The 22,476-nt window shown below is 71.2% G+C and carries 19 protein-coding genes, 1 tRNA gene and 1 pseudogene; 10 read left to right on the forward strand and 11 right to left on the reverse strand.

What is annotated here, in order from left to right; translation table 11 throughout:
• Positions 1-569: 569 nt before the first annotated feature.
• Positions 570-1,133, forward strand: a pseudogene (locus GA0115240_RS32715) (3'-5' exonuclease); the annotation flags it as partial.
• Positions 1,134-1,237: 104 nt separating this feature from the next.
• Here GA0115240_RS32715 and GA0115240_RS32720 read toward each other — a convergent pair.
• The 8 genes from GA0115240_RS32720 to GA0115240_RS32750 all read right to left on the reverse strand — a co-directional run bounded on the left by GA0115240_RS32720 (position 1,238) and on the right by GA0115240_RS32750 (position 7,696).
• Positions 1,238-2,329 carry an IS630 family transposase gene (locus GA0115240_RS32720; protein ID WP_093742425.1) on the reverse strand — a complete coding sequence of 364 codons (1,092 nt, stop codon included), beginning with the start codon at positions 2,327-2,329 and terminating at the stop codon, positions 1,238-1,240.
• A gap of 524 nt (positions 2,330-2,853) precedes the next feature.
• Positions 2,854-3,312, reverse strand: coding sequence for a GNAT family N-acetyltransferase (locus GA0115240_RS32730; RefSeq protein ID WP_093742445.1), 459 nt, complete (start codon positions 3,310-3,312; stop codon positions 2,854-2,856).
• 459 nt (positions 3,313-3,771) lie between these two features.
• A complete protein-coding gene (locus GA0115240_RS36460; protein ID WP_141709046.1) occupies positions 3,772-4,131 on the reverse strand; it encodes a hypothetical protein in 360 nt (119 codons plus the stop codon).
• Positions 4,125-4,520: a hypothetical protein gene (locus tag GA0115240_RS36465; protein WP_141709047.1), complete on the reverse strand. Its 396-nt coding sequence runs from the start codon at positions 4,518-4,520 to the stop codon at positions 4,125-4,127. The genes GA0115240_RS36460 and GA0115240_RS36465 overlap by 7 nt, the downstream gene beginning before the upstream one ends.
• A 301-nt stretch (positions 4,521-4,821) precedes the next feature.
• Positions 4,822-5,049 carry a hypothetical protein gene (locus tag GA0115240_RS37470; RefSeq protein WP_093742427.1) on the reverse strand — a complete coding sequence of 76 codons (228 nt, stop codon included), beginning with the start codon at positions 5,047-5,049 and terminating at the stop codon, positions 4,822-4,824.
• A gap of 735 nt (positions 5,050-5,784) precedes the next feature.
• Positions 5,785-6,792, reverse strand: a complete 1,008-nt coding sequence (locus GA0115240_RS32740) for a PIN domain-containing protein (protein WP_141709048.1) — start codon at positions 6,790-6,792, stop codon at positions 5,785-5,787.
• Positions 6,793-6,941: 149 nt separating this feature from the next.
• Positions 6,942-7,211, reverse strand: coding sequence for a hypothetical protein (locus GA0115240_RS32745; RefSeq protein ID WP_093742431.1), 270 nt, complete (start codon positions 7,209-7,211; stop codon positions 6,942-6,944).
• Positions 7,212-7,620: 409 nt separating this feature from the next.
• Positions 7,621-7,696, reverse strand: a tRNA-Arg gene (locus GA0115240_RS32750).
• 336 nt (positions 7,697-8,032) lie between these two features.
• On the opposite strand from GA0115240_RS32750, the gene GA0115240_RS32755 reads away from it, so the two are divergent.
• From GA0115240_RS32755 to GA0115240_RS32785, 7 genes are all read left to right on the forward strand, one after another.
• Entirely contained in the window at positions 8,033-9,655 is a 1,623-nt protein-coding gene (locus GA0115240_RS32755) for a dynamin family protein (RefSeq protein WP_237555401.1), read from the forward strand.
• Positions 9,656-9,660: 5 nt separating this feature from the next.
• Positions 9,661-11,472, forward strand: coding sequence for a GTPase (locus GA0115240_RS32760; RefSeq protein ID WP_093742434.1), 1,812 nt, complete (start codon positions 9,661-9,663; stop codon positions 11,470-11,472).
• Between the two features lie 272 nt (positions 11,473-11,744).
• Positions 11,745-12,200 (forward strand): single-stranded DNA-binding protein, encoded by a 456-nt coding sequence (locus tag GA0115240_RS32765; protein WP_093742436.1) that lies wholly within the window; start codon positions 11,745-11,747, stop codon positions 12,198-12,200.
• Between the two features lie 227 nt (positions 12,201-12,427).
• Complete coding sequence (ettA, locus tag GA0115240_RS32770; RefSeq protein ID WP_093742437.1) at positions 12,428-14,092, forward strand: energy-dependent translational throttle protein EttA; 1,665 nt, start codon at positions 12,428-12,430, stop codon at positions 14,090-14,092.
• Positions 14,092-14,514, forward strand: coding sequence for an acyl-CoA thioesterase (locus GA0115240_RS32775; RefSeq protein ID WP_093742439.1), 423 nt, complete (start codon positions 14,092-14,094; stop codon positions 14,512-14,514). The genes ettA and GA0115240_RS32775 overlap by 1 nt, the downstream gene beginning before the upstream one ends.
• Complete coding sequence (locus GA0115240_RS32780) at positions 14,511-15,221, forward strand: hypothetical protein (RefSeq protein WP_176725238.1); 711 nt, start codon at positions 14,511-14,513, stop codon at positions 15,219-15,221. Before GA0115240_RS32775 ends, GA0115240_RS32780 begins: the two co-directional genes overlap by 4 nt.
• Positions 15,222-15,429: 208 nt before the next feature.
• Positions 15,430-16,377: an SDR family NAD(P)-dependent oxidoreductase gene (locus tag GA0115240_RS32785; RefSeq protein WP_093742440.1), complete on the forward strand. Its 948-nt coding sequence runs from the start codon at positions 15,430-15,432 to the stop codon at positions 16,375-16,377.
• Positions 16,378-16,404: 27 nt separating this feature from the next.
• Here GA0115240_RS32785 and GA0115240_RS32790 read toward each other — a convergent pair whose 3' ends face one another.
• The 3 genes from GA0115240_RS32790 to GA0115240_RS38920 form a co-directional block, all read right to left on the reverse strand.
• Positions 16,405-17,469, reverse strand: coding sequence for an ABC transporter ATP-binding protein (locus GA0115240_RS32790; protein WP_256070147.1), 1,065 nt, complete (start codon positions 17,467-17,469; stop codon positions 16,405-16,407).
• A 110-nt stretch (positions 17,470-17,579) separates the two neighbouring features.
• Positions 17,580-20,411, reverse strand: coding sequence for an FtsX-like permease family protein (locus GA0115240_RS32795; protein ID WP_093742443.1), 2,832 nt, complete (start codon positions 20,409-20,411; stop codon positions 17,580-17,582).
• A gap of 1 nt (position 20,412) precedes the next feature.
• Positions 20,413-20,793, reverse strand: coding sequence for an FtsX-like permease family protein (locus GA0115240_RS38920; RefSeq protein ID WP_256070149.1), 381 nt, complete (start codon positions 20,791-20,793; stop codon positions 20,413-20,415).
• A 332-nt stretch (positions 20,794-21,125) separates the two neighbouring features.
• Between GA0115240_RS38920 and GA0115240_RS38925 the strand changes: the two genes are divergently transcribed.
• Both GA0115240_RS38925 and GA0115240_RS37475 read left to right on the forward strand, forming a co-directional pair.
• Entirely contained in the window at positions 21,126-21,392 is a 267-nt protein-coding gene (locus GA0115240_RS38925) for a hypothetical protein (RefSeq protein ID WP_237555402.1), read from the forward strand.
• Positions 21,393-21,779: 387 nt separating this feature from the next.
• On the forward strand, positions 21,780-22,211 hold the full coding sequence (locus GA0115240_RS37475) for a hypothetical protein (protein ID WP_176725236.1): 432 nt from the start codon (positions 21,780-21,782) through the stop codon (positions 22,209-22,211).
• The last annotated feature ends 265 nt before the right edge of the window (positions 22,212-22,476 follow it).

Below are 22,476 nucleotides of genomic sequence, written 5' to 3' on the forward strand. Positions count from 1 at the left end.
GGTGACGCGAAAAGCAGGCCCGAAACTCGGGCAAAAGGGCCATTGGGGGCAGGGAAAACCCGGCGCAAGCGAGGTTGTGATCGGCCGGAAAGGGCCTCTGACCTGGGAGAATGCGTGCCCCCGGCAGGACTCGAACCTGCGGCCAAGCGCTTAGAAGACACCCGGCGTGTCCCATCCTCTACGGCTCTGACCTGCGCTAATGCACTGATCTGCGCCATCCGTGGGCCGCTCGTGGGACGCATTTGGGACGGCCACGGATCCGACCGCCTGAGACGGGTCGGCGGGGGCAAGAAGAGAAACGGCTCCGGAGGCCGTGGCTTTACAGAAAGTCATCGCAGGTCAACGCATTTTCTGACGGATCGTCAACCGTCGCAGCCCACACATAGCCCACGCCGCACGAATGTCCTTGTTTTCGTTCTTTCGTTCCTGTCCTCCGATTCGGGCTGACTGTCGTTGCCGTCGTCGCCCTTGGTCCTTCTTGACGACCCGCGCCGGCCAGTCCGTAACAGGCAGGCATCTCGACCTCGCCCCGTGGTGGCGTTCGGATGTCGCTTCACCCGTTCGGGTGGGTGCTGTGCCGTACCAACGCCGGCGCCATGACCGAAGTCCTTCATCTTCTCGAAGCCGGCTACTGCACCGCCCTGGTCGGCGGAGGAGGACCACTGCGCGCCCTCGCGCTCGCCGCAAACGATCTGAAGGAGGGTCGCCGCACCGACCACCCCGAACTGGTCCTGTTCCCCTCCTGGGGAGCGGTGCAGGACTACGCCGCCCACGACCCCGCCGGAGGCGACCTGCAGCCGCTCGTCGACCTCGTCGCCCGACACGGCACCGAAGCGATCCTGACCGCCGTCAGTCAACTCCATGACGAACAAGGTGCCCAGGTGACCGTCTCCACCGCTCACAAAGCCAAAGGCCGGGAATGGACGAGAGTGAGAATTGCCGACGACTTCCCCCAGCCTAAGGACACCGACCAGCGCGACGCGAACGGAAACCCGGTGCCCACCGCTATCGATGACGCCGACGCTCGCCTTGCCTACGTCGCCATTACCCGCGCCCGACACAATTTCGATCGAGGCGGACTGGCCTGGATTGACCACCATCCGGATGGCGCGAGATCGAGGAGGTCGCAGTAGTTGCTCTGGCACTGTCACTGCCCTGGGTCTCCTGGCCTCCGTAGGTCACGAGGCAAATGACAGGATCTAGTGCTGCTCCGCGTTAGTTCGTGGAGGGGTGTTGATCAGGCCGCTTCCTTGAGCGGGGTGCCGTCGTAGGTCCATCGGAAGGGCCTGGCGGTTTCGTTACGGTTGATGATGTAGCTGTCGAGCTTGTCGATGAGGTCGTCGCGGCTGGTGAAGTCGCCGTGTCGCAGGACGCTGCGGGTTAGCGCGGAGAAGACCAGTTCGATCTGGTTGAGCCAGGAGGCGTGGGGCGGGGTGAAGTGCGCTGTCCAGCGCGGGTGGGCCTTGAACCAGGCTTTGGTGTGCTTGGCGGTGTGCGAGGAGCCGTTGTCCAGCACGACGTGGATTTCCGAGTCCTGGGAAATGAGGGCGTCGATGCGGTCGAGGAAGGCTGTGAAAGTCACCGCGTTGTTGCGGGCGATGACCTCGGTGAGGACCTCGCCGGTGCGCACGTCCAGGGCGGCGGCCAGGGAGGCGGTGCCGTGGCGGAGGTACTCGAACTCCTGGCGGGCCGGGCGGCCCGGGGCGGCAGGGCGGCCGGGGTGCTTGCGAGAGCGGGCAGCTATCGCGGTCTTCTCGTCGATGGACAGGAGTACCGCGCCGGAAGGCGGGGTCCGATACAGGTGGCAGATGTGCTCGGCTTGCTGCCAAAACTCGGAGGTGTTGCGGCGGGTGAGCCAGCCGCGGACCTTGTGCGGCTTGAGGTCCAGGCCGGCCAGTATCCGTCCGACCTGGGAGGGCGAGACGGCCGCGAAGACGGTGTCTGCGACGCGCTCGGCGATCGCCCGGTGCGTCCAGGTCGCCTGTGGGTGCGGCGGTGCGCTGGTTGCGGCGGCCACAATCGCCACGCGAACCCGATCGTCGTAGATCTTGGGACGTCCCGATCGCTTGGCGTCCTTCAGGCCTTGCGCGCCGTGCTTGGCGAAGCGGCCGCGCCACTTGCGCACCGTGTTGACGGCAAGGTCCTGCTCGCGCGCTATCTCCGCGTTGGCCAGGCCGTCCGCGGCAGCCAGGACGATTCGGGCCCGTAGGACTTCACGGACCTGCGCCTTCGCTGACGCGACCAATTGCTCCAGCCGCCTGCGCGCGGCTTCCTCCAAGGTCACGGCAACCGCCGCGACCGCTCCGCCCAGGTGTCTGCGTACGTCCATGATCGATGATCATGGCGGGCTGTCTGCGAACCGGGCAGGATGGGGGTCGTGCTGAACAACCCACCCGACTCGATGCAGCACCACCTGCGCGTCCGCCTGAACGCCCGTGCGAAGGACCGGTGGCCGCAACTGGTCCGCGTGGAGGTCCGCTTCCGCGCCGGATTCGCCTACGTGAGCGGCGAACTGAAGGACGGCGAGCAGATTTCCCTGTGTCGCCTACGCTTCACCGGCGTGCTGCAAACCTGGGGCTTCGCCCTGTACCTGGCCAGCCGAGACGTACGAGGACAACTTCCTGCCCACCGGCCTGCCTTTCGGCAGCCCCGAGGACTGCCTGGACTGCGCCTGCTACCTCTACCTCGGCGACGAGCGGGCCTGTCAGTAGCCAGTTCAGCTAGGCCATTCGCGGCCAGTTAGCGGGGAGCGTGAATGTCACAACGCGTAGTCGCCGGCGGGTCGGCAGTTCGATGCGACCGCTGTCAGCCGCGGGACTCTGCGCACGGTCCTGTGCGAAGGAGAGCAGTGCGCTACAGGACGAATTTCATCCGCGGGGCCGCAGCCAGAGTGAAGCCGAGCTTCTCGTAGAGCCGCTTGCCCTCCGCAGTGGCGCTCAGGTCAACGCGGTCGGCGTTGATGGTCCTGGCCCAGCTGAGCACGTCGAGGACGAGCGCCGTTCCATAGCCTTGTCCGCGGTGTTCAACCAGGGTGATGACGTTCGCGAGGCGCACGGTGCGCCCCTTGGCGCATTGGGGGTTGGGCACGCCGACTTCGAGTGTGCCGATCGCCGTCGCGACGATCGCACCATCGACTTCGATCACCGGGAAGCGAGCATTTCCCTGGTCTTCCACGAAGCGGGCGAACCACTCAGCTGCGTGACGTCCCCACGGCTCCTGCTGGCCCCCGTCGTCGAAGAGCTGCTCCCAGAGTCGGAGCAACGCCGCGCCATCGCGTGCGGTCGCGGCACGAAGGCGGCCAGTGTTAGTCATCGTCACGTCGTCATACTTGCACGGGCCGCCGCTCCGGGCGTAGGCCCATTCCCAGGTGTGCGCAGCTTCCGCAGTGTCGGGATTTGCTGGGTGGCTTGTCGTGCAGCCTCGGCCAGGGGGAGGAACACCAAACTCGCCGAGCGTCTCGCCTGACCGCGCACCGCAGAACGCACCCGACTCGGGCCGGAAGGCGCCAGCCCGACGGCAGGCCACGCGCCGACGGCTGACGATCTCCAGCCGACAGTGGTCGCTCACCGCTACATCCGTAAGTGGCCGTCCGTGGGGAACTCCCGGTGGCCGCTGTCAGCCTGACCAACACCCCTCCACGAATTAACGCCGAGCAGCACTAGTGCTCTGCGCCCCGTCGACAAGGCGCAGCTCGAAGGCCCCGCCGGAATGCATCCGCCAGGGCCTTCTCATGCTGTACTAAATGAAACCGCTATTCCATGGGGTTAAACCTCAAATACAGGTCGCGATCCCTCCAGGAATCAGAAAGGAATCAAGCATGGCCTCGTACAGACGCCGGTAGCTGATGTTGTCTCCAGGTGGCGACAGTCGCCGCTGCAGCTCCTCGTGTACAGCATTCCAACGCAGCTCATGCATGGTGAAGGAAACCAGTTCGACGACGCCCTCTTTTACTGAGTCCAGCAGAGATATCAGCTCTGCTTCGAATTCATTTCGCTTGCTCACGTAGCGCACCAGTACTGAGAGCGCGTGCTCCAATTCCGGCTCAAGCGCTTCGACTCCACAAGTGGTCTCAGCCGTCTCAAGAACCGATCGGACAGCAAGTCGAAACTCCTCGACAGGGTCAATCAGCACGGCGGATCCCATTCCTGGATGTACTTTCCATCGGCGCTGAACCCATTCCGATTGAATGCATCAACAGCCGCATTCTCAGCATTGGGGCCGTAGGGCCGGTAGTGTCCAGACTTATTGTTAAGGTACACAAGGTCACCGCCCTTGGTCTTGAATTCGCCGGCGGCCACCACATCTTCTCCGTTCGCCAGGCTCACGTGCCCTGAAGTCCGGTTGCCGATGACTAGGTCTCCATTTTCCAACACCACATATGAATAATTTCCCGACCGAAGACGCGTGGTGCCAGGCGAAATCTGCTTGAACCACTGGGGCGTATCTTCAGGTTGCAGATTCGAGAAGGTGCTTGGCGAGTCGTCATTATGAACGAGGACTGGGGTAGTCCCCGCCAGCACATAGTACGTGTGGAGCTGCTGGATGGACAGGCGCCAGGGTGCCGTCGATCGTGAGGACGTCTTCTCCGAGGTACATCTCCAGCGACCCTGCTACGCCGTTCACGTTGGTCAGCATCACACGTTCGGAATCCGGGTTGAGGGTGGGGTAGCTGGACAGCAGGGGTAGATCGGGGTTATGCAGTACCTGGCATCCCCCCGGCAACTTCTGTTTCTTCAGCCTGGCGAATGCTTCATGGCCGCCTGCGTCGTTGTCGGCGGATGGCTACGAAGCGGTTAGCGATGCCAGCCGCGATGAGGGCTTTCAGCATGGTCGGGAGCTCGCCGACCCGGCCTGCGCCTTCGATCCTGTGTAGCCGATGAAGCGGACGAAGTCCACGAGATGTGGGTGGGTGACGTGCATGGCCTCGGTGAGGAGTTTGGAGTCGGTGCTTCCTTCGGTGAGCACGATCAACGGGGCGTTATCGGGCAGGGCGGCGAGCTGGCGCTCGCGTGTGGGCCCTGCTATCGGCTGCTGCGTGTCGAAGTACACGCAGCAGCCAGTCAGCTCGCCGAGTTCAATCCGACCCGCGTGTCGTCGGGGGTCTGGTCGATGATCAGCCGTATGAGGCTGCGTGGCTCTACGAACCAGCGAAATCCCTCGACGCCTGTGACGATCTCGGAGAACTGGTCCTCGTGCTGGAAGTACTCCTGAGTCGTGACAAACGATTCCCTCGGCCGGTGTGGTCGGATCGCCTTGCCGATGGCCGCGAGCCGCTCGGCGGGCTCATGCGGGGGCCGGGCGAGGGTTTCCGAAAACGCTTCGCCCCGGGCTTGTCGTTCCCTGAGCTGACTCTGGCCGTCGTAGATTGCGCGCAGCCGCGCAAGACCCTCGGCCAGTCCGGTGAAACACGACTGGAGGTGAAGCCCTGCACGTTCAGCCGCTGGCGTAGAGCCTGGGCGGTGGTGAAGTACCCGAACGTGTACTCGTTCTCGTCCCACCCCTCGCCGGAGGTGCCCTCAGCGTTTCGGCGGCGATGAACTTGCGGTCGGCCTCGTTGAAGAGCGCTGCCAGTACCTCGTCGTAGTGATCGCAGGTGTAGAGGAACTGGCGGGCCCCAGCGACCAGGTAGGAATGATGCCCCATACCCACAGGCTCCCATCCCCTTGGGCGCCTCACAGTCCCTTTTCCGGCCCCGGCCGTAGCCATCCGGGGGTTCTCCCCGTTCCTTTGCAAGGCGTGCCCGCCAGCTGAGGGCACGGTGCAAGTGAGCTCTCCGGTTACCGGTTACCGGCTGCCGAGGCGGCCGACCTGCCAGTGCCCCCGGGCCGTGACGTCCACGAACATCGCATGGGCGGTCAACACGTCCCAGACAGCCGCCATCCGCTCGGTGTGTCCAGCACCAGGGACAGCCTCGCCCAGGCGCTCCACGATCGCCGTACGGGTCAGAGGCTCCGGCGATTTGACTATTGTCCGTGCGACTCGATGCAGGAGGGTGTCGCCGGGCGTCCCTAGCTCCGCCTGACTCCACCGGTCTTCACCGCGGGTGTGCCGCTCGGCGTGTGCGGCCATCCGCGTCGAGACGTGCTCCAGCATCACCAGCCACGCCGGCTGCCGCTGCGAGGGCACTGGTGGGTGCTTCTGCTGCCGCCAGTACAGCGCCCCGCCCACTGCCCCGGCCACCACCGCTGCGACCGCCAGATGCTTCGGCCTGCTCTGCCGGATCACCCCTCTGACCAGGTGCTTCGTGATATTCACGAAGACGCTGGCCTGCCGTTCCAGGTCGATCATTTTGCCCTCCGTCACCCCCACGTCCCCCAGGGCCGAACGCGGCTCCCGCCACTCCTTGACCGCGAGCCCACTGTCGACCAGGTCCTTGTCGGTCCCGATGATGACCACTGGGGCGATCACCCCGGCCAACAGCAGCATCGGCACATCGGAGGCATCCCGTCCGGCGAGAACCTGAGCCTGCGGGGTCATCGGCAGGCCGGCGGTGTCCACGACGTATAGGACAGGGGCGTAGTGGGACTGCCACAACGCCAGTGCCCGCCCTAGGTCGAACCGCCCGCCCTCCTGGTGCCGGTCGGCCAGCACCCGCGGCACTTCTTCCCACACGTGAACTGGGATCAGGCACCGCACTGTCCCCGCAAGCGCCCCGGCGACGAACGACGACGGATCCCGCCGGCGGGTGGCCGCAATGATGTCCGTGGTCAGCACGGAGGTATCCAGCAACGCGCGGCGCAGCGGCCCGCGGTCGTACAGGGTGCGCCGTATGGACGGCACCACATCGTTCATCCGCGCATCGTATTGCGGGCGTTGACCGGCTGGTGCGGAATTCCGGGCCATGCGCGGGCGGCATCGACCCGCGCTGAGTGTCCGGTGTTGTCCATTGTCACCGAACCTTGACCTCCGTGGGCCAGGCACACGACGGCCTGGCCGGACGGTCAGTCGAGCCATTCGTGCCAGCGAGCATGTGGAGGGTCGCACCGTCCTGCGGCAATCGCCTGCCGATAGCCTCGGTCAGCCTGTTCCGTGAGCTCCCTGTATTCGGACCAGCTGCGCTCGCTGAGACCGGTGTACCCATGGGTCATGACCGCGTAGCTGCAGGGCGGACGCACCGGCTCCATGGCGTACCAACCGAGCGTCGTGGCGACCGCGATGGCGCACATGCTGGCGACGAGCAGTCGGCGTCTGCCGGCCAGGTACTGGATCACCGGCGGATCCTACTCAGCCTCAGCCGGTTAAGGTTCCCTACCTTCCCCGGGCCTCCACCGTGGCTCGGCCTTGTCGGCTCAGCAGCCGCGGGGCCGTGTGGAGAGTCGGAACGTCGGCCCGGGCGCCGGCGCCCTTTCCCAGTGCCCTGGTCTGGGCGTGGCTCCGCAGCCGGGAGGTGCTCAGATCCGCCCTGGTCAGGCTGCTGCACGGCGAGCCGTGACGCCGGGAAACCATGGGACTCATTTGGGACAGCGAGCCGTAGAGACCCGGTTTCAGCCGGGGTCAGCCGGACACCACGGCCTTCTCGGCGTTGCTTCCACGGCGCCCGGAGGGTCAGCTCTTCGGCCTCAATAGGGGCGTTGACCTGCGGAAACGTTGAGTCTTGGCGCTCGTGGGGCCCGAGCGCAGTGGTGCCCCCGGCAGGACTCGAACCTGCGGCCAAGCGCTTAGAAGGCGCCTGCTCTATCCACTGAGCTACGGGGGCCGGACAGTGGCCGCGGCTGCTCCGCCCCTGGGTTGTTCCGTGACCTTGTACCGAGGTCAAGGATAGGGCGCCACACGCCTGCTGCCGGGCGCTTCACCCGCGTGACACGTTGTGGAGGTTCGGTGAAGCGGTCCGATAATCGCAGGCATGTGCAGAAGGTGCACCGCTTTTGACGGGTCGAAATCCTGCTGTTGTGCAGTCGTTATGCCGGTGGCTCATTCTGTCCCCCGGCCCCCGTGCGCCCCACGGGGACCTGCCGCAGGCCGAATCGGGCAAACTATCCCGAATACACTTCAAAAGTGCTGCAATATGGGGCATTCTGCCATTGTGGTGATCTTGGACGTACGGCCTGAGCTGCTTGACGCGCTGTCTGCGCTGCGTAACCGTGTCGACGCCGCACGCTTCCCCTTCCCGCTGCCCGGAGCCGCCCGGGCCCGCCGCACCCGCGAGGAGCTGCTCGCCCAGCTCGACGACTATCTCGTACCCCGGCTCAAGGCCCCGGAAGCCCCGCTGCTCGCTGTGGTCGGCGGCTCGACCGGGGCCGGCAAATCCACCCTCGTCAACTCGCTCGTCGGCCGCCGCGTGAGCGCCTCCGGGGTGCTGCGGCCGACCACCCGCACCCCGGTCCTGGTCTGCCATCCCGAGGACCGCGCCTGGTTCATCGACCCCCGGGTCCTGCCCCGCCTCGCCCGCTCCTGGGCCGTACGGCAGCGCTCCCGCGCGGACGAGGACGGCGGCGACATGCCCGAGTCCGGACGTCCCGAACTCCGCCTGGAGACCGACGACCACCTGCCGCGCGGCCTGGCCCTCCTGGACGCCCCCGACATCGACTCGCTGGTCACCCGGAACTGCGAGCTGGCCGCCGAACTCATCTGCGCCGCCGACATCTGGATCCTGGTCACCACCGCCTCCCGCTACGCCGACGCGGTGCCCTGGCACCTGCTGCGCGCGGCCAAGGAGTACGAGGTCACCCTCGCCACCGTCCTGGACCGGGTGCCGCACCAGATCGCCGACGACGTCAGCCGCCACTACGCCGCCCTGCTGACCAAGGCCGGCCTCGGTGACGTGCCGCGCTTCACCGTTCCCGAACTGCCCGAGTCCGCGGGCGGCGGCGGACTGCTGCCGCAGACCACCGTCGCGTCGCTGCGGGCCTGGCTGGAGCACCGCGCCGAGGATCCGACCGCCCGGCAGCACGCCGCCCGCCGCACCGTGGCCGGCACCCTCGCCTCGCTGCGGGGCCGGCTGGCCTCCCTCGCCGCCGCCTCCGCCACCCAGCACGCGGCGGCTCTCCGGCTGGCCCGCGCCGCCGAGGAGGCCTACGAACGGGCCGCCGTCCGGATCGCTGCCGCCATCGCCGCCGGCGCCCCCCTGGCCGGCGAGGCGCTCACCCACTGGCAGGGCTACCCCGCCTGCGGGCCCGCCGTCCTGCAGCACGCCCTGACCGAGGAACTGGCCGCACTGCTGCGCACCGAGACCGATACAGCCGACGAACGCATCCGCGAGGCCTGGCGCCGCGACCGGGCGGGCGCGGCCCTGCTCGAGGAGCCGACCACCCGGCCGGACCGCGAAGGAGTGGCGGTCGCGGCCCGGATCGACAAGGGCGTGCGCCGCTGGCACCGCCAACTCACCGATCTGGCCCGGGTCCAGGCCGGTGCGGGCCGCAGCTCCTCCGACCGGCCGGCGGCCGACCCGAGCGACGTGGCCGCGCTGCTGGCCACCGCCCTGCTCGGCGGCCGCACCGGCGGCCGGCCGGCGGGCGAACGACTCGCCGAGATCCTCGGCGCCCAGGCCGCGCTGCGCCTGCGCGAGGTCGCGGACCTCGCCCTCCACGACGCCGTCGTCGATCTGATGCACGCCGAGCGGGACCGCAGGGTGGCGCCGATCGGCGGCTACGACGTCACCGCGGGACAGCAGTCCGCCCTGATCGCCGCCCTGTCCGCACTGCAGAAGGAGAGCTGACCGAGATGACCGCGACGCGCTCACCCCTGGCGGCGCCGGCCGAACCCCGCGCGACCGGCGGCCGCGATCCGCTGACCCTGCGGGCCGAGGCGCTCGGCGAGCTGCTCGGGCTGTCCAGGACCAGGGTCAGCCCGGACGCGCTCGCGGAGCCCGGCGAACTGCTGGCACGCATCGGCGAGCGGCGGCGCCTGTCGCTCGACCACACGGTGGTCGCGCTGGCCGGGGCCACCGGCAGCGGCAAGTCCTCCCTGTTCAACATGCTGGCCGGACGCAACCTCTCCACGGTCGGCGTGCGACGCCCCACCACCGCCCGCCCGATCTCCTGCACCTGGCAGACGGCGCACGCGGTCGGGCTGCTCGACCGGCTCGGGATCGCCACCCACGACCGCTACACCGGCCGCGGGCGCCTGGACGGACCGGTCTTCGCCGGGGGCGCCGGCTTCGCGCGCAGCTCGGTCGGTGACGCCGCTCAGGCGGGCGAACGGGGCAGGGGCGCCGAGGAGCAGAGCCTGGACGGGCTGGTGCTGATCGACCTCCCCGACCACGACTCCGCCGCGCCCGATCACCGTGAACAGGTGGAACGGCTGCTGCGGCTGGTCGATGTCGTGGTCTGGGTGGTGGACCCGGAGAAGTACGCCGACGCCGTCCTGCACGAGAGCTACTTGCGGCCGCTGGCAGGGCACGCCGATGTCACCCTGCTGGTCCTCAACCAGGTCGACCGGCTGCCCGAGGACACGGCCCATCTCGTCCTCGACGACCTGCGGCGACTGCTGGACGAGGACGGCCTCGCGGTGGGCGAGCACGGCGAGGCCGGAGCCGTCGTGCTCGCGACCTCGGCCCTCACCGGCCAGGGCGTGCCGGACCTGCGGGCCGCACTGGCCCAGATCGTCACCGAACGCGCCGCGGCGGGACTGCGGCTGGCGGCCGACATGGACCGCACGGCGAGCCGGCTCCACCCGCTCTACGTCGGCGAGGGGGGCGTGGGGCTCACCGATGCGGCCCGTGAGGAGTTCATCGACCGGCTGGCGGACGCCGTGGGCGCGACCGCCGCCGGGCAGTTGGCGGAAAGGGACTGGTCGGACGCCGCGGCGGAAGCGTGCCGTACGCCGTGGAGCCGACTGATCACGGAACGGATCGGCCTGGCCGGCTCTTCCCGGTTCGGGCGGAAACCGGCGGTTTCATTCGATCGGGGGAATCGCCTGATCGGGCGGCAGGCCGGGGCCGCGGTCAACTCCCCGGGCGGGCCGGGGCGTGCCGGGCCGTCGTCGTCGCGGCCGATGATCGACGAAGCGGTGCGCGGTCTGGCCGCCGACGCGGCACGCGGGCTGCCCGTTCCCTGGGCCGAGGCGGTGGCGGACGCCGCCCGCCGGGGCGGCCGGCGACTGCCGGCCGAGCTGGACCTGGCGACGGAGCACTCCCGGCCGGGGCCGCCGCTACGGCCGCGCTGGTGGTCGGTGGCCTCGGCGGCGCAGTCGCTGCTCATGATCCTGGCGGTGGCGGGCGTGGTGGGCGCGGCGGGCGTCGCGTCGGGCTCGATCGAACTGGCCTGGTGGCCCGCGCTGGTGATGGCCGCGGTGGGCGGAATCGGCGGACCGCTGGTCAGTTGGATCTGCCGGTTCGCGGCCCGCGGCCCGGCCCGGCACTACGGCCAGGCGGCGGAGCGGAGCCTGCGGGACGCGGCGGCGGACTGCGGGCGGGCGCAGGTGCTGGAGCCGGTCGCGGCGGAGCTGGTGAGGTATCACGAGGTGCGCGAGCAGTACGCGGTCGTGGCGGGCACGCCGCCCCGGTTCGCCCTGCACGCCGCGGACCGCCGTTAGCGGGGCTGCGGGGGAGCCGGGCGCGTCCAGCCCCCCAAGCCCCGGCCGAGAACAGCCCTGGCCGCGGGCAGCCGCCCGGACCGCCGGGGCTCGGCGTTTTCCACCGGGTATCGCCGGGTTTCACCGGGTCGTCACTCCTGCGGGTGGCGAAGTTATCCACAATCGGCCGGTTGTCCACAGATTGCGCGGGATTCCGCTCCAGGCGCCGGAAATCCCGCACGATGTTCTCAACGCGTCCCGCACGGGGCCGCGTTCGAACAGGAGGACATCCCATGAACGAGACGCTCGTGACGGTGGTCGGCAATGTCGCCACCGAGCCGGAGACCCATGTGACCGCCACCGGAGTCCCCATGACCCGCTTCCGGCTGGCCACCACCGCGCGCCGCTGGGACGCCGAACGCGGCGGGTGGACCGACGGCTCGACGAGCTTTTTCACGGTACGCGCGTGGCGCAACCTCGCCGGAAACGTCAAGGAGTCGATCGGACTCGGTGAACCCCTCCTGGTCCAGGGGCGGCTGCGGATCCGGGAGGAGGAGAAGGACGGACGCCGCTATCTCTCCGCCGAGATCGAGGCGGTGTCCGTGGGGCACGACCTGAGCCGCGGACTGTCCCGCTTCACCCGAGGGGCCCCGGCCCCGGCCGCCGCCCGGGGCGAGCGCACCGACCAGCACCGTCGCACCGAGCCGGCCGCCCCCGAGCCCCCACCGGCGATGGCACCCGTCCCCTGACGCCCCCGGGACGCCCGCCCCGAAGCTGGTCCGTGCGGGGCGGCCGGGGATGACCGACGGCGACGGACGGCCACCGGGTCGTGCCGATGTGACCCAGGTCACCGGCGCGGGAGGGGCCCTGAGCTACCCATTCGCCCGCAAGGGTGGACGGCTGGCAAGATGGGGTGTATCTGCCCTCACGCGGCGGAGCCGCACATTGGCCCTTCTCGAATGCCGGACGGTTTCTCTTGGCTGAGTACATCTACACGATGCGCAAGACGCGCAAGGCGCACGGCGACAAGGTCATCCTCGATGACGTGACGCTGAGCTTCCTGCCCGGCGCGAAGATCGGTGTGGTCGGCCCCAACGGTGCCGGCAAGTCCACGGTCCTGAAGATCATGGCCGGGCTGGAGCACCCGTCGAACGGAGACGCGTTCCTGTCTCCGGGGTACAGCGTGGGGATGCTGCTGCAGGAGCCGCCGCTGGACGAGTCCAAGACGGTGCTGGAGAACGTCGAGGACGGTGTCCGGGAGGTCAAGGCCAAGCTGGACCGGTTCAACGAGATCGCCGAGCTGATGGCGACCGACTACTCCGACGCGCTGCTGGACGAGATGGGCAAGCTCCAGGAGCAGTTGGACCACGCCAACGCGTGGGATCTGGACGCACAGCTGGAGCAGGCGATGGACGCGCTGGGCTGCCCGCCCGGCGACTGGCCGGTGACCAACCTGTCCGGTGGTGAGAAGCGCCGGGTCGCGCTGTGCAAGCTGCTGCTGGAGGCGCCCGACCTGCTGCTGCTGGACGAGCCCACCAACCACCTCGACGCAGAGTCGGTCCAGTGGCTGGAGCAGCACCTGGCGAAGTACGCGGGCACCGTGGTGGCCGTGACCCACGACAGGTACTTCCTGGACAACGTGGCGCAGTGGATCCTGGAGCTGGACCGCGGCCGGGCCATCCCGTACGAGGGCAACTACTCCACCTACCTGGAGAACAAGGCATCCCGGCTCAAGGTCGAGGGCCAGAAGGACGCCAAGCGGGCGAAGCGCCTCAAGGAGGAGCTCGACTGGGTCCGCTCCAACGCCAAGGGGCGGCAGGCCAAGTCGAAGGCCCGGCTGGCGCGCTACGAGGAGATGGCCGCCGAGGCGGACAAGATGCGCAAGCTGGACTTCGAGGAGATCCAGATCCCGCCGGGCCCGCGGCTCGGCTCGATCGTGATCGAGGTGGAGAACCTCTCCAAGGGCTTCGGCGACAAGGTCCTGATCGAGAACCTGTCGTTCACCCTGCCGCGCAACGGCATCGTGGGCGTCATCGGCCCGAACGGCGCCGGCAAGACCACGCTGTTCAAGATGCTCCAGGGGCTGGAGACCCCGGACGCCGGGAGCATCAAGATCGGCGAGACGGTGAAGATCTCCTACGTCGACCAGGGCCGGTCCAACATCGACGCCAAGAAGTCGCTGTGGGAGGTCGTCTCGGACGGCCTGGACTACATCAACGTCGGACAGGTGGAGATGCCGTCGCGGGCCTATGTGTCGGCGTTCGGCTTCAAGGGTCCCGACCAGCAGAAGCCGGCCGGAGTGCTCTCCGGCGGTGAGCGCAACCGCCTCAACCTCGCGCTCACCCTCAAGCAGGGCGGCAACCTGCTGCTGCTGGACGAACCGACCAACGACCTCGACGTGGAAACGCTGTCGTCGCTGGAGAACGCGCTGCTGGAGTTCCCCGGTGCGGCTGTGGTCGTCTCCCACGACCGCTGGTTCCTGGACCGGGTGGCCACCCACATCCTCGCCTACGAGGGCGAGGCCAAGTGGTTCTGGTTCGAGGGCAACTTCGACTCGTACGAGAAGAACAAGGTCGAGCGGCTCGGCCCGGACGCGGGCCGGCCGCACCGGGCCAGCTACAAGAAGCTGACCCGCGGCTGATGGCCCGGCACACCTTCCGCTGCCCGCTGCGCTGGGCGGACATGGACGCCTTCGGGCACGTCAACAACGTGACGTTCCTGCGGTACCTGGAGGAGGCGCGGATCGACTTCATGTTCCGCGTCACGCCCGGCCAGGGGGGTGTGTCGTTCGCCGGCGGCGCGGTGGTGGCACGGCACGAGATCGACTATCTGCGCCCGCTGGTGCACCGGCACGAGCCGGTCACCATCGAGACGTGGGTCTCGGACATCACCGCCGCGTCCATGACGGTGAAGTACGAGGTCAAGGACGAGGGCAGGCTGTACGCGCGGGCGTCCACGGTCGTCGTGCCGTACAACCTGGCCGAGCAGCGGCCGCGGCGGATCACGGCGGAGGAGAAGGCGTTCCTGGAGCGGTATCTGGACGACGGGGCTGTCGTCGCGTGACCGTGCGGCTGGCGTTCGCCGACGGACCCGGCGGCCGGGGTGCGGCGGAGGCGGAACTGGCCGCCTTCCTCGGGCGGCTGGTGCGCTGGGACAAGGCGGCGGTGGTGCGGCTGAGGTCGGCGGCCGGGGAGCCGGCGCTCGGTGTCTTCGGGCATCCCCCGTTCGGGGGCGTGCTCGCGGTGAAGAGTATGGCGCTGCGCGGCAGCGGGATCGGGGAGGCGGTCGAGGCGACCGTCTCGGCGGGGGAGTTGCTGGAGGCGCTCGCCGAGGCCGCCGGCGGCGGGGAGTTCGACGTCCCGCGGTCGGTGACCGGACCGGCCTGGGCCGGGCTGCTGCCGCCGCGCGGCGGATGGCGGCGCGAGTCGGAGCTCGAGGGCGGCGCGGTACGGGAGCTGGCGGGGCGGGTGGTCGCGGAGTTCCGGGCCAGGACCGAGGCGCTGGTGCCGGAGCAGCGGACCCGGACAGAGCTGGACGCACTCGCCGAGGAGCTGTGGCGCCGACCGCTGCCCGCGGCCCCGGCCGGGAGCCCGGTGACGCTGCGGGTGGTGCACGCCGCCCACGCGCTCGGCTTCCTGCCCGCCGGGGGCCGGCCGGAAGCCGTGGCGGTGCTGTCGGCCGGATCGTGGGTGCGGCTGCGGACGGAGTACGGCTCGGTGGCGATGCGGGGCGCGTCGGCCGCGTCGGGGCTGAGCGTCTCCCCGGCCTGAGCGTCTCCCCGGCCTGAGCGTCTTCTCGGCCTGAGCGGGGCCTTGACCACCGGGATCACCCGTAAGGGGTACTGGCGGACCCCGGGCAGCACGGGGCCCGTTCGGGGCGTCCCCGGCGGCGGTACGGGTGGTTGCCTGGAGGTGAGCCCGGAAACCGGGACAGGGGGAACCCGCAGCGAGTCCCCGCACCGCAAGGAAAGGCCACGCCATGTCCGTGGAGAAGACCCGTATCACCACTCCGTTCGACGCCGAGTCCACTGCCGCCGAGGTGGTCGCGGGCACCGACCTGACCGGCCGGCGGGCGATCGTGACCGGCGCGGCCTCCGGGATCGGTGTCGAGACGGCCCGGGCGCTGGCCGGAGCCGGGGCGGAGGTGACGCTCGCCGTTCGCGATCCGCAGGCCGGGGAGCGGACCGCGGCGGACATCACCGCGACCACCGGCAACAAGCAGGTGCACGTCGGGCTGCTCGATCTGGCCGATCAGGGCTCCGTCGCGGCCTTTGTCGGCGCCTGGGACGGGCCGCTGCACATCCTGATCAACAACGCGGGCGTGATGATGACACCAGAGCTGCGCACCCCGGAGGGCTGGGAGCTGCAGCTCGCGACCAACCACTTCGGGCACTTCGCGCTGACCACCGGACTGCACGACGCACTGGTGCGAGGCGGGCAGGCCCGCGTGGTCAGCCTGACCTCGATCGGCCACCAGCGCGGGGACCTGGACTTCGACGACCCGCACTTCCGCAGCCACCCCTACGACCCGGTCGTCGCCTACGGCCAGTCCAAGACCGCGACCGCGCTCTTCGCGGTGGAGGCGGACCGCCGCTGGTCCGGCGAGGGGATCACCGTCAACGCCGTGCACCCGGGGGCGGTGCTGGAAACGGGGCTGAGCCGGCACATGAGCAAGGAGGCGCTGGACCGCGCGGTGCAGGGCGGCGGCTACACCTTCAAGACGCCGCAGCAGGGCGCGGCCACGTCCGTGCTGGTGGCCACCTGGCCCGCCCTGGAAGGGGTCGGCGGCCGGTACTTCGAGGACTGCAACGAGGCGCTGCCGTACCACGCGGACCGCTTCGGCGGGGTGGCCCCGCACGCCCTGGACCCGGCGGCGGCGAGCCGGCTGTGGCAGCTCACGCTGGACACGCTCGGCGCCCGGGGCTGACCCACCGGCCCGCCGGGCCGCCGCGCCCTACGCGCCCTCGCCCGCAGAGCCCGCCGCACCCGCGGAGCCCGCGGCTCCCGTAGAACCCGCGGCGCCCGCGGCGCCCGCCCCGTTCCCCCTGGCCGGGCCGGCCTCGCGCTGCCGGTCCGGCCACACCCCGATGTGGTCGGGTTCCAGCTCCAGCAGCACCCGGGAGCGGATCTCCAGCGCCTCCGCGTAGTCGCGGGGGATCTGGAGCCGCCCGGCGCGGTCCACGGTGGCGTACTCGCGGGCCACCACCGACTCCTGGCCGTGCTCGTCCACCTCGGTGTGGCGGACCACTTCCGAGGAGGTGCGGCCGTCGCGGATGGCGACCGTACGGCGTACGGCGTCGGCGACCGCGTGGTCGTGGGTGACCACGACGACTGTGGTGCCCAGCTCCTCGTTGGCGGTGCGGAAGGACGCGAAGACCTGCTCGCCGGTCGCGGAGTCCAGCTCGCCGGTCGGCTCGTCGGCGAGGATCACCGCCGGATTGTTGGCCAGGGCCACCGCGATCGCGGCCCGCTGCTGCTCGCCGCCGGACATCTGCCCCGGCCGGCGGTCGTGGCAGTAGCCGACGCCGAGCATGCCGAGCAGTTCGGTGGCACGGGCCGCCCGCTCCCGCTTGGCCCGCAGGCCACCGCCCTTGCCGGCCAACTGCATGGGCAGGACGACATTCTGCGCGGCGGTCAGATACGGCAGCAGGTTGCGGGCGGTCTGCTGCCAGACGAAGCCGACCACCTCGCGGCGGTAACGCAGCCGGGAGCCGGCGTCCATGGCCAGCAGGTCGTAGCCGCCGACGGAGGCCGCGCCGGCGGTGGGTATGTCGAGGCCGGCCAGGATGTTCAGCAGCGTGGACTTGCCGCTGCCGGAGGCACCGACCAGCGCCATCAGCTCACCCGGCGCCACCAGCAGGTCGAGGCCCTGCAGTGCCTGCACCTCCACCCCGTCGGCGGTGAAGATACGGACCAGGCGGTCGCAGCTGATGAGCGCGTCGGTGCCGTAGGCGGCGCCCTGCTCCCGGCGCTCGGCGGCCTGCCGCTCCAGCTCGGCGAGGCTGCTGACAGCGCCCACCCCGCCCCCGCCCCCAGCCCCGCCCCCAGCCCCGCCCTCAGCCCCGGGCCCACCCCCGGCCCGGCCCGCGACGCCCGCCCCGTCCGTCTGCTCCGTGCCCGTCCCGCTGCTCATACCCGGTCCCCCACTCTCAGCTCCGTGCTCTCACGCCGCCGCCCGCTCAGCCACACCTGCGCCGGCAGCACCGCACAGGCCAGTATCAGCAATCCCACCGACGGCAGGACAAGGGACCAGGGGTCGGCGTGCAGCCCGAGGCCGAAGTCGACCGGTGCCAGACTCTGCGGCCCGGAGCCGAAGGTCAGCGACCGCAGGTCCACCCCCGGGCCGAGTAGCGGGATCACCGCGAGTCCCACCAGCACGCCGCCGATCGCCGCCAGCAGCGTCTGCGGGAGCATCTCCAGCAGCACCAGCCGCCGGGACTGCCGCCGCGTCATGCCCATGGTCCGCAGCCGGGCCAGCAGCGTGCCGCGCTGCGGCGCCGCCTGGAGCAGCGACAGCAGCAGGGCCAGCGCGCTGTAGGCCGCGCCCACCGCCACCGCCGCGAGATAGACGGTGCGGGCTCCGTGCTGCAAGGGGCTGTCCTTCATCGCCGCCAGCTGCTCGTCCCGCGACAGGACGGTCACGAAGGCGGTGCTGCCGGCGGCCAGCCGGTGCAGCGCCTTGATGTCGATCTGCCGGCCGGGCGCTGCCATGGCCAGCAGCGTGGTCGGTTCGGTGTACTGGATGTACTTGGCCATGTCCGGGTGCTGCGCGGCCAGTTGGGCGGCGGAGACGATGGCGAACTCGTTGCCGGGCGTGGCCGGGGTGGTGGTCAGCACCGCGGCTTCCCGGATTTCGCTGATGCCCACTCCGGTGCTGATCCGATCGGTCCGGCCGGCCAGCGAGGCGGCGAGCCTCGGTGACAGCACCGCGGGCAGCGGGCCGTGCCCGTCGTAGCGGGTGAAGACCCCGGTGGGAAAGGCCGGCAGGCCGATCGCCCGGGTGAGGTCCGCGTAGGCCGCCGTGTCGACGATCACCAGCTGGTACGGCAGATCCAGCAGCGGATCGGGGCTGTTCGGCTCGACCCGGGCAGTGACGATCCGGCCGATCCCCGGCACTTTCCGCACCTGGCCGGCCAGTTGCCGGCCCAGCGCGAACTCGGCGTCGATCCTGGCGTCCGCGCCGACCGTGGCGGTGGCCGCGCGGGACCGGCCGTGGTCGATGCCGGCCAGGACCGAGCCGCCGAAGGAGGCCAGCGTCAAGGACACCAGCAGGGCCAGCAGCGGCAGCCGGCCGCCGGCGGGGGAGCGGCCGGCCCGGGCCAGGCCCAGGTGGGTGACCGCGCCGCTCAGCCGCGCCGCCGGCCGGGCCAGCAGGCGCAGCGGCAGCGGGTAGATCCGCAGCAGCACCAGCGCGGCGACCACCGCCACCAGCACCGGGGCGGCGGCGAGGAAGGGATCGGACCCGCTCGCGGTACCGCGCTGCCGCAGCGCCGCCACCGCCCCCGCCATCAGGACCGCGACGGTCAGTTCCACCACCAGCCGGCGCCGGGTGGGCCGGGCCGCGACCAGATCCTCCCGTCCGGCCGGGCGCGGCCGGCGTACCGCCCAGGTGGCCCGCAGCGGCAGCGCCAGCAGGGCGACCGCGGTCACCAGGGCGCCCAGCGCCACCGGCAGCGTCCACCGCTGGGTCGGCAGCAGCACCAGTGCCGAAGCCGTGCCGATGATGCCGCCGGCAAGGGCCGGGGCGGCCGTCTCCCCGGCCAGCCGCCGCGCGATGCCGGCCAAGGAGCCGCCGCGGGCGCGCAGCAGCGCCATTTCTCCCCGGCGCCGCTCGGCCGCCAGCCCGCCGACCATCAGCAGCACCGCCAGAGCTGTGGTGCCCACGCCGACCGCCGCGAGCAGTACCAGGGGCGAGGCCGCGTCGCGGTCCTGGGTGAAGCCGTCCAGCACCGTGCCGATGCCGCCGGTCGGATGCACCGAGGAGCCGGTCCTGCGCTGCAGCGCCGCCGCGTTCGGGCCGGAGTCGAAGGACGACAGCTCTTTCTGCACGGCGGGGACGTCGTGAGCGGTCATCGCGCCCGGGTCCAGCGGATGGTGCCAGTACAGCGAGGCGCCGGAGCCGAGCAGCAGGAAGGAATCCGCCGCCGTGCGGTCCGTCAGCAAGGTGAAGTGCCAGTAGGGCTGCGGATCCCCGCCCACCGGAATGGGGGGTTGCGCCTGCTGGGGGGCCAGCAGGTCGGGGTCCTCGTGCCAGAACGCGGACGCCGGGTCCCGGGGGGCGACGATGCCGGTGACCGTGACGGTCAGGGGGGACGGGGTGCCGGCCTTGAGCAGGTGGACGCGCCCGCCCACCTTCAGATGCAGCACCTGCGCGTCCCGCTGGGTGATGACGGCGTCGAGCCGGGGCGAGGGGCCGGCGGTCACCGCGGCCGGCATCCGGCCGGAGAGCAGCCGTACGTGCCCGGCCAACCCGGCCTGCGCGACCAGGTCGGCCGCGGGGTCGTGCCGGGAGAGCCGGGGGATCCCCGGGTCGGTGACGGTGGTCTCGGCGCCGGTGCGCACTCCGTAGACGGCGTCGCCTTCGGCGAGACGGACCGGGGGACGGACCGTCTGCTGGATGATGTGCTCCACCTTGTCGACCGACGCCGGGGTGAGCGGATCGGACGTCGCCAGTGATGTCTGCGGGTCGTAGGAATCGGCGAGATCCAGACCCCGGTCCGGTGGCGGGGCCTGGCTGACGGCCTGCCGGAGCGCCCGGTCCTGGTAGCGGTCCACTTCCCGGGGGAGGGCGGCAGCCAGGAAGGCGGTGGCCAGCACCAGGACGAAGACCGTCAGCGCGGCGCCGGGAGCGGCCCGCAGCCGGACCCGGACCCAGGCCAGCCGCGCTCCGCTGTCGCCGGTCGGGCCGGTGTCCTGCCGTTCCTGGACGGCCTGCTGTGCCGCGACCGCGTCGTCCGCCATCTCAGTCCTCCCCCTGCCGCCGCAGCGCCGCCGCGGGATCGCCGCCCCGGACCGCCGCGGTCAGCACCACCAGCAGCGGCACCACCAGCACGACCGCCAGCAGTTCGGTCAAGCGGCCGACCGGCAGCTCGATCCGCAGCCGGGGCATCGGCTGGCCGGCCTGGGCGGTCAGCACGATCAGCGGCGTCACCAGGCGGGTCAGCAGCGCCCCCAGGCCCACCCCGACCGCCAGCGAGATCAGTACCAGCAGGCCCTGTTCGGCCGCGATCATCCGGGCCAGTCTGCGCCGGGGGGCGCCCAGCGCCCGCAGCACCGCGAACTCGGCGGTGCGTTCGCGCACCGCGCCGGCGGCCGACACCGCGAAGCCCACCGCGGCCAGCACCGCCGCCGCGACGACCGCGGCCGGCAGCGCGGACTGGGGCCCGGCGCCCAGCGGATCGGCGCGCAGGTCGGTGGCGGCCTCCTCCCGGACCAGCAGCGTGTCGACGTCGGTACGGGCCCGCAGCGCGCTCGCGACCCGCGCCGAGGCGCCGGGGGCGGTGGGCCAGCCACCACTCGGTGGGTGTCAGCGGCAGGGCGTCGGCCGCCTCCAACTGCCGGTCGACCGCGCCCAGGTCGAGCAGCACCGCGCCCGCGTCCTTGCCGTCCTGCTGCCCGGCGGCGCTGTCCGGGTCGGAGCCGGACCCGGAGCCGGAATCGGCTCCGGTGGAGTCGGTGAGGCCGTCCGAACCGCTGCCGGACAGGTCGTCGCCGGTGCCGGGGATGCCGTGCACCGCCGAGATGATGCGGACCGGGAGCTCCACGCTGCCGAGCTGCATCTTCACCGTGGCGCCGACCTTCGCGCCGACCGCCCGCAGATACGTGTCGGTGGCGATGCCGGTGAGCGGCGCCGGGGCCGGTGCTTTCGCGTCCAGCCGCACGGTCTCGCTCGGTGTCGGCTGGAACGGGTCCGGGGTGAAGGTGGTCGAGCCGGTGGAGTAGTCCTCGGCGAGCAGTACGGGCCCGCCGACGTTCGGAGCGGCGGCTTTCGGGGGCCGCGAGCCGCCGAGGCCGGCGATGTCGGAGTCGTCGAAGCCGGCGGCCGCGGACCAGGAGGAGGGTCCGGCGGCGCCGTCGTCCAGTGGTCGTACGGAGCCGTCGGCGCCGGTCACCCGCGCGTCGGCGAGGGTGAGCCGGTGCGTCTCGCCGGTCCGGGGCACCGAGAGAGCCGCCGTGAGGCGGACCAGCCGCAGCGGTCCGGCGGGGGCGCCGCCCGCGGTGCCGAGCTGAGCGGCCAGGTCGAGAACCAGGCGGTGCGGGGCGCCGTCGGCCGGGAGATCGCCCAGCGTCATCTCGTAGGGCACGCCATGGGCGTCCAGCACGGTCGCCGTGAGGTGGTCGGCCTGGCCGGCGGGCACGGTGGCGCCGGCGGCCGTGGTGGACCGGAGGGTGGCGGTGAAGGACACCTGGCGGGCGGTGCCGGGGAGCGGGAATCCGGCGTCCGCGGCCGTGGCACCGGCCGGCGTGCCCGCACCCGATGTCGCCGTGCCTGTACCCGAGGCGGCCGTGCCCGTGCCCGCGTCCGGGGCCGCCGCTCCCGTGCCCGCGTCCGGGGCGGCCGTGCCCGGGCCCGCCCCCGCCCGCAGCGGCGCCAGCAGGTCCCCGACCGGCCGCCCCCCGATCAGGTCCGACCGGAAGCGCATCGACTGCGCGGCCTGCCGGGTGTCGATGACCAGCGCGGTCGCGTGCCGTTCCTGGGTCAGCAGCAGCTGCTCCCGGGTGGCCGGCGCGGCCGCGGTGATCCCGGGGACCGACGCGTAGATGCCGGCCTGGCCGAAGGGCGGGGTCGTCATGCCCGTCACCCGGATGTCCGCGCCGACCGCGTACTCCGCCTGGTCGCGCTGCGAGCGGTCCCAGCTGGCGCCCTGCCCGATCGAGAAGATGCCCATCGCCACCGTCAGTACCAGCAGCAGGACCGCCCCGGCGCCGCGTCGCGGACGCCGCGAGAGCTGCCAGCCGGCCAGCGCCAGCGCCAGGCCGCGGCCGCGGGCGGCCCGGCGCTCACCGAGGCGGGCGGCCAGGGGCA

The sequence above is a fragment of the Streptomyces sp. DvalAA-14 genome, from assembly GCF_900091855.1.
Lineage (GTDB): Bacteria > Actinomycetota > Actinomycetes > Streptomycetales > Streptomycetaceae > Actinacidiphila.